The 11,393-nt window shown below is 60.5% G+C and carries 4 protein-coding genes; all 4 read right to left on the bottom strand.

Translation table 11 applies throughout. From position 1 onward, the window contains the following. Window positions 1-10: 10 nt before the first annotated feature. Window positions 11-4,492: an NEL-type E3 ubiquitin ligase domain-containing protein gene (locus FH041_RS09495; protein WP_140174455.1), complete on the bottom strand. Its 4,482-nt coding sequence runs from the start codon at window positions 4,490-4,492 to the stop codon at window positions 11-13. 75 nt (window positions 4,493-4,567) lie between these two features. Continuing rightward, window positions 4,568-5,590, bottom strand: coding sequence for an AraC family transcriptional regulator (locus FH041_RS09500; RefSeq protein WP_027914986.1), 1,023 nt, complete (start codon window positions 5,588-5,590; stop codon window positions 4,568-4,570). 79 nt (window positions 5,591-5,669) lie between these two features. Next, window positions 5,670-10,139 carry an NEL-type E3 ubiquitin ligase domain-containing protein gene (locus FH041_RS09505; RefSeq protein WP_140174457.1) on the bottom strand — a complete coding sequence of 1,490 codons (4,470 nt, stop codon included), beginning with the start codon at window positions 10,137-10,139 and terminating at the stop codon, window positions 5,670-5,672. Window positions 10,140-10,309: 170 nt separating this feature from the next. After that, a complete protein-coding gene (locus FH041_RS09510; RefSeq protein ID WP_027914987.1) occupies window positions 10,310-11,374 on the bottom strand; it encodes an AI-2E family transporter in 1,065 nt (354 codons plus the stop codon). Window positions 11,375-11,393 lie beyond the last annotated feature (19 nt).

The raw sequence follows: 11,393 nt of genomic DNA on the forward strand, positions 1-11,393 counted from the left end.
ACAACGGCGGTTAAGACAATCCGCGTTCGCGACCTATAAGAAACTGCCGAGTCAGTTCGAACACCAGCGACTGGTCCTGAGTGGCTTGTTCGGTGTCCAGGCTGTCTAGCAGAAGCTGATAATCGATGGCATCCAACGTTGATTGTCGCAAGGCCAATGCCGATCGACGTGCGGCGAACTGAGCGTGCAGCGCCTCGAACACCTCGGTATGCCGCTCATGGATATAATTCGCCCAGAACACACGTTGGGACAGGCTCATCGACAGCGCATCAGGGGTGATCGCTGCGATCACCTCACGGTAGGCGTTCTCAAGCTGAGTACTGGTCAGCTCGGCAGCATCGGCGTAGAGCATGCTATGGGGCTGACACGGCAGGTTCAGGCGAGCCCGCAACCTCACACGGTAAGCCAGGCTGACGGCAGCCTGATCCACCCTCTCCAGCGCTGCGAGGCGCTGCAACACATCTCGCCTGGCGACCTGCTCAAGCCGGTCCAGACGAAACAGTTGCTGCCCGATACCCAATAGCTCATTACCGCGCTCCGGCGCGACGTTGTGCTCAGACCTATCGATAAGTGCTCTGACTTGAAGCTCACTGAACCGATCAGCAACGGTGTTCATGCAGGTTAACGGCAGGCGAGCCAGACTATGGATTCTCTGGCGCAGCTGCTCGTTTGCGTCAACTGCTTCGAGTAAAGCCCACACTCGCTCCGCCAGCTGGAACGGTGCAGTGTCGTAGTCGCCGGTATCCCCGAGAAGCCCCAGCAACCGTACCAGACCATCGCTGCCCGGATCAGCCACCAAGCGTGACCAAAGGGCCTGACGGCTGACGCGCAAATGCGGATCGCCTGCATCGAGCCATAGATCACGGGTCACCTGCCGGTCGATTACGCGCCGTGGCTCGGGAAGATGGAAATGCTCGGCGATCGAATCAAGGGCAAACAGCCGCTGCATCTCGACACTGCTCAACCGGTTTCGCTCCACCATGAAACCCATTCGGCGGGCATGTGGCAGCTGTACAATTTCCGCTGGCACAACGTGCAAGAGGTTGTCACGCAGGTCGGCGCGTTCCAAGGTGCTGCACAACTCCAACCCCGAGGGCCACGCACCCAACCTGCAGCGACGCAAGTTCAATTCGACAAGGCGCGTCAACTGGTTATAGCGCATCTCGAATGCCCCCAGCGGGTTGTAGCTCAGATCCAGGTGAGTCAACTGCGGCAGGCGGGTCAATGCGTTCAAGGCCTGATCGTTCAGCCGAATGTTGTTGCGTGCCAGGCGCAGGGTGCGCAAATCGACCAGGTAGGCGACTTCTGTAGGCACGCCGAGCAGGCCGGTGCTGCTCAGGTTCAGCTCTCTTAAGCGGGTGAAGCTTGAAAGGAACCCAGTAGGCATATGCGTGATCGGCACATCACGGATGACCAATGAGCGTGTCAGCTCGAACTCGATATGGGCAGGCAGTTCGGGGAGACTGCCGACATTCAGGTTGATAATGCTCAGCCGTTGACCAGCCGTCTCATCGCCCAGAGGTTCGCCCATCTGTCGCCAGGCGCGGCGGATCTGATCGGCGGCCTGTCGACGAGCCCGCTGACGGGCCGGATTGGACTCAAAGCCTGTCCAGCGGCTCAGGTGTCTTTCAAGGTCAGCATGGTCCTCTTCCAGTTCCAGCAAGGCGTCATAGGCAGTATGAGGGCCTGTAAGCAAACGCGCCAAACGGTTGTCGATCGCACTGTCGTCCAGGCCAGGGTACAGGTTGCGCAAACGGCTTCGCAGCAGGCTGTCGGGGTTACGTCGTCGAGCCGGGCTACCACTGAGTGGGTAGCCTATGCGACCGTCGGGCATACGACGGCCTGGATTGAACCAACGATCCTGTCGAGGCCAACCCAGCAGTTGCTCGACTTCGGCGTGCGTTTCAGGCAACTGCTCAATCAGGCGATCACGCAAGGTCGAGGCAGCGTGATCGCCATCCAGATCAAGCGCAGTACGCTGGGAAGGCTCCAGCAATGCGAGCAGCGTCTGGTAGAAGTCGTTCGACTCATCGACCACGGCTCCATAGCCTGCTTCTGGCTCTTCGATCGCCCGGAAACGCCCCTCCTTGTGAACGATCTTGACCAGATTGGCGCCCGGCAGCTGATTACCTACCGCCGCAATCCGGCGCGCACCCGGGCCGTCTGTCCAGAGCTCGATGTGACGGGCCGGCCATGCATCCAATCGCTGCAGCAGGGCCAACGCGAGTTCGCCCGCTTCATCGCAGTAAGCGTTAGGGAGGTACACACCGCACATGGCCCGGGTCAACCTGGCAACACGCAGCAACGAAGCACCCTGGCGTAGGCAACGCAACGGCAGTTTTCCCATGCTCAGAGCAAGATCGCGCTCGGTTCGCCCTACGTCCGCGGCCAACGCTTGAACGTAACGCTCGGGCAAACCCGGCATGCCTGTTCTGATGACGGCCGACAACGGGTCATCGACCGCTGGCACCTGGCACAGGTGCTGGAACATTAGCCCACGTAAGCGATCTGCATGCTCAAGTAGGTTTTCCTGCAGCTGCACAAGGCTACCGCTACCGGTTTGTTCCAGGCACCACTGCACCAACGCGCTTTCATCTCGCGGGCTCGCACCGTGTTGAAGGGCGGTAAAAAACCTGCTGACACGCGCACTGGCTTCGAAACGCTCCAGGCTGTCACACAAACTGGCTGGAATGTCCCGCGTCTCCACCAGTAACCCGCGAAGTGCCGCGACATCCATTCCGGCGGCCTGCATCACCCTGCTGGCCTGCTGATGAGTGAGCGATCTAGGCTGAGGCCAAAGCTGTTCAAGCATGAGATCAGGCTGATCCATTTCCACTGCTCGACCAGCGTTCAACTGCCAGCTTCGCTCGCCGAAGTGCTCCAGAACTGGCCCAAAGCCTGCCGGACGCCGAGCATGACGCAAGCGCCATGGCTCATTTGGATCAGGGCGATGCGCCCGGAAATAACGTTTGCCACTACGGAAAAAGGCTCGCCCCCAGTCTCTGTACAGACCGTCGCTGTGCAATTGCGGGTCCTCCGGCAAGCTGGCATAGACCTTGAGGTCGTTGGCCCATAGCCGCGATTTCCCATCGACCCCGCGCACGGGTTCCAGCCCTTCTACGAAATCAGTGGCCGCATAGCCTCTGGCCAGAATATTGGCTCCGGCGCCGACAACCGCAGTCACCGCCAGCGTCTCGGCCACGCCAAGCATCTGCTCCAGAGCCTCGTGCTGATGACCGTGATACCAATCAGTTGCACCCTCGAAGACTTCCGAAAGCGTTTGCACCACCAACTGCCCAAGCAGCATCGCGCCCACCACAGGTATGAAAAGCCCGGCCAGGTTGACCAGATTCCAGCCCAACGAGCGCCACTGCTTGCGTCGCGCTTCAGAGGCGTCTCGGTCCACCTGTGCGGTGGGTACCAACAGCAGACGGGCGTCGTCTTTGATTCGCTGAACCTGTTGGTCGACCAGCCTGGAGAAGATATCCTCAGGTCCCGTGACGCCTTCAAGGGAAAGGTCAGACACGGCGTCGCTCAAGCGCTTGCTCAATGTATCGAGGAAGCGTGCGCGCTCTTCCACAGACACCAACTGACTGAAGTAAGCCCGGTAATCCTCCTTCTGCAGAGCGGCCGCGAGCACGGTGTTCATTTCCTGAATGGACGTGAAATGGCGCAATGCCTGGCCAGGATCGCTGGGTCTGTAGAGTACGATCCCTCGATCCACACCTTGCCGATCGCGCAACTGGACGACTACGACATCGCTCAGGGTATGCCCCAGCATGCTCAGCATACCCGGATAGGCACCCAGCTCAGCGTGAGAGACCTCATCGTTTGCCAAGCCCGCCAACGCAATCTGCTGTCTTGCCGTTAAATCACCGCGCAGCGCCGCCACTTCGGTGGCCAACGCAAACGCCGCTCGCTTGTCTGCAATCAGCGCTTGGCAGGTGTCATCGGTGAATACCTGCGACAAGAGCTTCTGGTAACGCCCGCCCGCATCCAGGTCCCGGCACGCTTGCACCAGTGCATCCGTGCCCGCAGTGAGCAGGGCGTCTTCACCTGTACTCACCAAACCGGTGCCCAGATAGAAGCTGGCCTGCTCGTTAAAATTCTGCATCAGGCGCAAGACGGCAGGCTCTCTCACCTCGATGACCTCATCGACAGGCAGGACCATGCCATGCGGGACCTTGAAATTGCGCCGTATCTCCCGCCACTGCAGCGCATCCAGGGCCGGACTGCCCGGCAGGTGTGCAACCAGCCTCTGCATATGCAGCTCAGCGAAGCTTTGCAGTGGAATCAACCGCCGAGTAAAGGCGCGCACACGCTCCTGGCTGCCCTGGTGGGCCTTGAAGCGATCACGCAGCCGGTTGAGTTGAGCGGGAGAACCCCGCTTGAGCCACTCAGGTAGGCGCGCGGCTATGAAGTCATGTGTAGCGCTGGCGACCTTTGCAGAGGAGGGATTCGGGCCGGGAGCGGTCGTGAGAGAAGCTGTCATCGTGTAGTCCTGTCGATGCTGATTCAACCTCGACTGTGTGATGGGCGCTCAGCGACTGGCACACGGAAACCCCACCTAACCGACCTTCCCTGCACCCAGGGCCAACGTTCGATAGTGACCCGGATTGCAACCAAACCACTTGCGGAAGGCCTTGTAGAACGAACTGCTGTCGGCGAAGCCCAGACGCGCTGCAATTTCCAGCATCCCCACCTGCTCTTGAGCCAGCCAGCTGATAGCCAATTGACGCCGCACGCTGTCCTTGAGGGCCTGATAGCTATGCCCCTCCTCTGCCAACCTGCGCCGTAGCGTGGAGGCCGACAGGCATAACTGGCGGGCAAGTTCATTCGCATCGGGCCACGACGCTGGGTCGCGCTCGCTCAGATCGCGTCGAATGCGTCGAGCGAGGCTGTCAGGGTCCCGATACTTGACCAGGATATTGGCCGGCGCCTGGGCCAGAAAACGGTGCAGCTCATCGTCGCTGCGCCGGATGGGCTGATCGAAGCAGTCGGCTGCCAGGATCATGCGGGTGCGCGGGCGCGAGAACTGCAGGTTTTCCGAGAACATGACACGGTAGTCATCGCAGAACGCAGGTTCGGTGCAGCGCAACTCGATGGCCAGGATCGGGATGCGACGCCCTGCCAGCCAGCACGCTACACCATGGACGATCATCCAGAATGTGAAGTAAGTGAATGCTCGTCGAGGCTCATCACAGGGCTCGACGATGACGATCTCGGCCAGGCTTTGCTGCCGAATCAAGTGGGGCTGTAGATGATCCAGGGTCAACGACAGGAAAGCCAGTGCGGTTTCGATACCTGCTCCGATCGTCGGTTGTCCCCTGCTGGCACGGCAGAGAAATGCCAGGCTGCCGCTGCGTAGCCCGCGCGGGTCCATGGCAAAGAACTCATCGTTGCAGCGCCGCGCCAGCAGGCGCCAGAGGCGTGCGTAAGCAGTTGCCGGCACGCGCGCACCTGGCATCGTGAGCAGATGCGGCTCGATGCCTGCCTTGCGCAGCACCAGAGGCGCGTCGCCTGCTTGATGACAAGCCTGCAACAACGCCTCGCGTACCAGTTCGATGGAGATAGTGTCCTTGTCGCTCATTGACGGCCCAGTTTGCTCGAATGCAGCCATCTTAGGACCACAGCGCCAAAAGGCTAGCATTTGATCACCACAGGCCCAATCACCCTGGTAAGGCTTCACCCTCCCGGGCCAGTGCTTGGCGTGTGAGTTCGAGCGCCTTGGCCTTTACCGCCTCATCACACGCCTTGGCGATTGCCCTGGCCTGGGTATCGTACTGGGCATCTGTCAGACTCTCACGCCCTGCATAGAGCGCCTCCATCTGCTGCACGAACGGCTCGCATAGAACGTCAAAGGCTGTGCGGTACTGGCGTTGCAGGTGATCGAACCAAAAGCCACGCTCACTGATGTCCATGGCCAGATCATCGCTGGCCTCGGCCGCGCGAACCGCTGCTTCGGCTGCGTTCAGGTGCTCTTCCGTGACCCCTGCAATCGTCCTGAACTGCATGGTGGTTGCCTGACCTGGCAACTCCAGCGTCCGCGCCAGCCCCACCCTGTAGGCAAGGCTGACTTCGATCTGATCCACCTCCTCGCCACGGGTTTCGCGACTACTCATGTCTTGGCGGGCGTAGGCCTCCACTTGGTCCAGGCGGAAGAAACGTCGCGCCAGACTCAACAGTTCGCCTTCTGCGTGTTCTCCAGCGGCCGCCTCGACCGACGCACTCAGCAACCTGATCTCAAGCAAGCCGAAACTGGATATGACACTGTCCACGCACGTACGAGGTTCACTGGCCAAGGCAAAAGTTTGTTCGCGCAGTGCGGTGTTACTCTCGATTCTGTCTAGCATTGCCCAGACCCTGGCCTCCAGATCGTCCCTGGCCAGACGAAAATCACTCGTGTCAGTGAGTTCACCTATGAGCGTGAAGAAATCGCCACTGCCAGACTCATCCACCAGACGGTTCCACTGGGCGGTACGAGCGTCCTGTTGTGCTGGGCTCAAGCGCTCGACCCAACGGCTGAGATGAAACGCGTCACCGTCGGCACTGACCTCGCTTTCGGAGGTGCGACTGGCATCGATCCACAAGTCGCGGTAAAGGGCAGGCAGAGGGTTGCCCGTCAATGCCAATCTGCTTCGCCAATGGTTTCGCTGAGCCCGCAAGGGCAAGGGCAGCTCGCCGATATGGTTGTCACGCAGGTCTACATACTCCAGCGAAACCGCTCGCTCCAGATGGACCGGGACTTGCGTCAACCCCACTCTACGAAGCCCCAGCTGACGCAGGCGAGGTAATCGGTCCATGGCAATCGTGAAATGGCCGATACTGTTGTCGCTCAGGTCAAGCACACTCAGCCTCGGCATGCCCGCAAGCACTTCTAAACCAGCATCGTCCAGATGCAGGCTATTGCGCGAAATCGTCAGCTCCTGTAGCTCACGCAACTGCGAAAGCCCAGAGGGGAGCCGGGTCAGGGCGTTGTTGTCCAGGTTCAGCGTCGTAATGCCATGAAAGGGCCTGAGAAAGCGTTCGGGCACTTCACCCAGCCGCATGTTGGCCAACACGACCTCGCTGACATGGCCGAAACCCTCCACCGCGCTCAAGTCGGGCAGCTCGCCAGCACCAATATCCGATAGCGATAGCAGCATACCTGGGTCCCCATTGGTCTGCCGCCTACCTGCGTGCCCCTGAAAGCGCCAGCAGCGCCTTAGCTGGTCGCTGACTCTACGTCGCAGCGCTACATTGGCCGCATCGGCAGGCAGTGCAGTCCATTGCTCGAGGGTCAGGTCCAGGCGCGAGTATTGGCCCTCAAGCTCCAGCAAATGGGTGAAAGGCGAACCGGGCTGCTCCTCAAGCACTTGAAGATAGAGTTCGAGTTGTTGTGCGCTGAAACCTGGATACAGGCTGCGCACGCGATCCTGAAGCGTCCGCTCGGCCAGGTGGTTGACGCTGCCGCGACCACTTAGCAAGTAGCCATAGCGATGATCAGGCAGGCGGGCGGGTGGGCGAAAGGTCGGCTGGCTCACCTGCATGCCCATCAGTTCCTGCACAGCCCTTCTTTGTGCCGGAATGCGCGCTTGCAAGCCTTCCCGCAGCGCTTTCACACCATCGGTTGTTGACCACCCCAAGCGACTACGCTGGTCTTCAGGCAGAAGCTGCCAAAGCCTCTCAAGCAAACCGCAGGCGCCAGGCACGTCTTGTGGAACGGGTTTGCCCCCCTCATAGACCGACATCTGCCCATGCTCCCACACCAGTACCTTCACACTGGCGGGATCCGTCACCGGGTAAAGCTGTGCCAATACGCGCCCTGTGGGTGACGCTTCGCGAACTTGGACATTGTGGGCCATGGGCCATGCAGGTTCTTTTCGCAAGAGCCCGAAGACCAGCGACGCCAGGTCAGGGTGATAGGCATTTTCAAGGTACAGGCCCTGTAATGCGCGACAGGCGCGGGCCTCCTGTAATGCCAGGCGCGCCTTCTCGGCAAGCCCCAGATCAAGACGGCCCTGCGCGAGCAATCGCTCACACTGCTCGGCAGTGCCATTGGCTATTACCCCTTCAGCGTAAGCATCGGGTAACCCTGGAAAATCACGTTGGATTGCCGCCGCTTCGGGACTCATGGCAAGCCTGTGCGTCAAGTGGCTCATCAGGCCCTCACGCAAGCGAGGCGCCTGCGCGAGGATCGACGCAGATACGGAGGCAGGTGCGCGCTGTTGCTCGGTCAGCTGATCGAGGCACCATTGCAACAGAGAGGGATCGTTCTTGCCCTGGTGGCTTGCGAATGTGGCGAAGAAGTCTTCGATGCGCTTATCGGCTTCAAACCGTTCCAATGTGTCGCGCAGACGTACCGGCAACGCCCTCTGCTCAGCGACCGCCCGGCGCAACTGAGCCTGGTCCACGTCGGCGACCTTGAGTATCTGAGTCACACGTCCCGAATCCAGGTCGCCAGTCACGGGCCAGAGATGACTCAACAAGGCTCGCTCGCCACTCCACAATTGCGGTCGCTGCCAGTTCAGCCGCCAGCCATGCTCACCGTTCCAGTCCAACGCCGGCCCGAAGCCCGTCTTGCCATCGTTGCGCACTAGGCGCCAGGGGGATGACGCAGTCTTTCTGCTGACGGCGTAATAAGCGCCTTCATGAACCCACCAGTGCCTGTCGCCGTGCTGGAACAGACCATTCTGGCCTCGTACGGCATTGTGAGGCACGCCAACTGCTCGATAGCGCCTCAAGTCTTCAGCCCACAGCCGAGGCGATGCATTATCCAGTTCGACTGGCACCATCTCGTCAACGAAGGCGCTGCGCATGAAGCCGCGTGCAACCGCCGCGCCACCTGCCGCCGTCAGTGCGGTAACTGCAACCGTTTCGGCCACACCCAGTACATGCTCCAACGCTTCGTGCTGATGGCCCCGCGACCAGTCATACACCGCTACGCCAATTTCACCCAGCACCTCGACTACGGTCGCGGCCAACATCATCGCGCCCAGCTCCGGGACGAACAACGCTGCCATCTGTGCCAGGTTCATTCCCACCTGTTCAAGCGTCTGCAGCCGTTGAAGCCTTTGCAGCCTATCTACCTCTTCGACAGGCACCAGAAGAAACAGGGCGTCCGCTTTGATGCGGGCCACTTGCAGCCCAGCCAGCTCGGCAAACAGCGATGCGCCGGCGGTTTTGCCGGTCACTTCAAGATCAGGGGCTGCATCACTCAGACGCTTTTTCAGCACTGTCTGAAACGCTGCCCGGGCATCGGCCGCCACTAGCCTCAATAGATCGAAGGCATGCGCTGGCGTTTTGAACAGGTTCACCATGTGGGCCTTCAAACTGTCCAGATCGTCAAACTTCTTCAAAGGCCCATGGGGCAGGTAGAGCACCACCCCTGCACCCGGACTGGCCAGGCCGCTGGCCCCGCCGTCGGACAGTTCGATCACCAGCGCCCCGATCAGTGCATGTCCGAGCACATGAAGGTGCTTGACCACGACTGCCAGTTGCTTCGGATCAGGCGCCACCACCTTGTCAAAGGTTTGCCCCAGGGCAGCGGCATCTACTTCGCTGATGTCGCCTCGCAGCCCGGCAACGTCAACGGCCAACGCAAGGCGCGCGCGCTGGCCCTGGGCGAGCAGCGTGCAGGCGGCGTCGTCAAAGAAGCTTTTGAGGTAGTCCTGATAGCGCTTGCCCGTATCCACCAAGCGGCAGGCAGTGGCCAGGCTCGCACTGTTCACCAGCAGTGGCGCGGTCAAAGACATGCCATGAGCCCCGGAGATGATGCCGCTGCGGGCGTCGAAGCTCGATCCGGAGGGAAAATTCTGCATCAGGTGAGCCATGACAGGGTGAAACGTGTAGTGATGACGTAGCGTCTCGCCCCCAAGCACGCTGTAGCTGTCCCAGCGCTCTCGCCAGAGCGCATGCGTCAGATCCACCTGCACGCCCAGCTTCTGCTCTATCGTGGCAGTCAGCATCTGCTCTGCGTACCACTTCGGCGAGACCATGCCTTTGAACAGTGACGCCAGGCGCTGCTCGATACGGCGGTTTTCTTCAGCGTGCATGCGCAGGGCTTGTATCTGCCCTAAAGAAGCGGCACGCAGCCACTCAGGCATGTGCTGTGCGATGAATCTGTCGGTATGGTTCGAAGGCGTAGTGAGGACGGCCATGCTAGGCTCCAGGTTAAGGGTTGCCGCGCACCTTTACCGAACCTTGCGAATCAATACAGAGGGAACTCGATCACCTCACACAGCCGCATTGCCCTTCTGCGAGGCAGGATGCCAAGGGGCAGACCTGGCAGCCAACCCCTTTACCTCCAAAGCCAGTACCTGGTTGGCGGTTATCGCGGTAGCTGCACCTGAGGCTTGCTCGAAGCAAAGATCGCCCAACTGGAGATGAACAGCGCGGCGATCAGCGGGCCGATGACGAAACCGTTGAGGCCGAACACCGACAGGCCGCCCAGAGTCGATACCAGGATCAAATAGTCGGGCATGCGGGTGTCCTTGCCGACCAGGATAGGCCTGAGCACGTTGTCTACGAGGCCGATCACCAGCACGCCGAATGCGGTCAGGATCACGCCTTGCAGGATTGCGCCGGTCATCAGGAAGTAGATCGCCACCGGCCCCCAGACGATGCCTGCGCCAACGGCAGGCAGCAGCGAAAGGAAAGCCATCATCACCGCCCAGACCAGCGCGCTGGGGATCCCCAGGATCCAGAAAATCAAGCCGCCCAGCGCGCCTTGGGTGATGGCCACCAGCACGTTGCCCTTGACCGTGGCGCGCACCACACGTTTGAACTTCAACTGCAGTCGACGCTTCTGGTGTTCAGGCAGCGGCACGGCCATGCGCACCTTGCGCACGACCTCGGCGCCCTCGCGCAGAAAGAAGAACAGCAGGTACATCATGATGCCGAAGCCAACCACGAAGTCGAATGTGCCCTGGCCAAAGCTGAAAGCCTGGGTAGCCAGAACCTGGCTGCCTTGGGAGGCCCAGGTGGTGATCTTGTCACGCAAGGCTTCCAGGTTGCCCATGCCCAGGTTATCCAGCGCGTTCTGGGCGAACGTTGGCAGCATGTCCTTGCCCCGCTCGACATAACCTGCGATGTCCAGCTGGCCGCTCTGGATGCGTTGATACAGCGTTGCCCCCTCCTGCACCAGCAGACCGCTGATGATGATCACCGGCAGTACCGCCACCAGTAAGCAGATGAGCGTGGTCACGGCAGCGGCCACATTGCGTCGGCGCCCGAAGCGCATGAGCAGGTTGCGTTGCAACGGCGCGAACAGGATGCCAAGGATTACCGCCCAGAAGATTGCGCCGTAGTAAGGCAGCAAGATCCAGACGAAGGCAATGGTGACCAGTGCCAGGAGCACCGCCAGCGCCTTGTTCTGCAAAGCAGTTTCGTTCATTTCCGGTCCTCGGATGGGT

The sequence above is a fragment of the Pseudomonas sp. SWI7 genome, from assembly GCF_006351945.1.
GTDB classification, from domain to species: domain Bacteria; phylum Pseudomonadota; class Gammaproteobacteria; order Pseudomonadales; family Pseudomonadaceae; genus Aquipseudomonas; species Aquipseudomonas fulva.

Coding starts and splice junctions, on each gene's coding strand:
- FH041_RS09495 (WP_140174455.1), bottom strand. CDS start 4,492: ATGACAGCTTCTCTCACGACCGCTCCCGGCCCGAATCCCTCCTCTGCA.
- FH041_RS09500 (WP_027914986.1), bottom strand. CDS start 5,590: ATGAGCGACAAGGACACTATCTCCATCGAACTGGTACGCGAGGCGTTG.
- FH041_RS09505 (WP_140174457.1), bottom strand. CDS start 10,139: ATGGCCGTCCTCACTACGCCTTCGAACCATACCGACAGATTCATCGCA.
- FH041_RS09510 (WP_027914987.1), bottom strand. CDS start 11,374: ATGAACGAAACTGCTTTGCAGAACAAGGCGCTGGCGGTGCTCCTGGCA.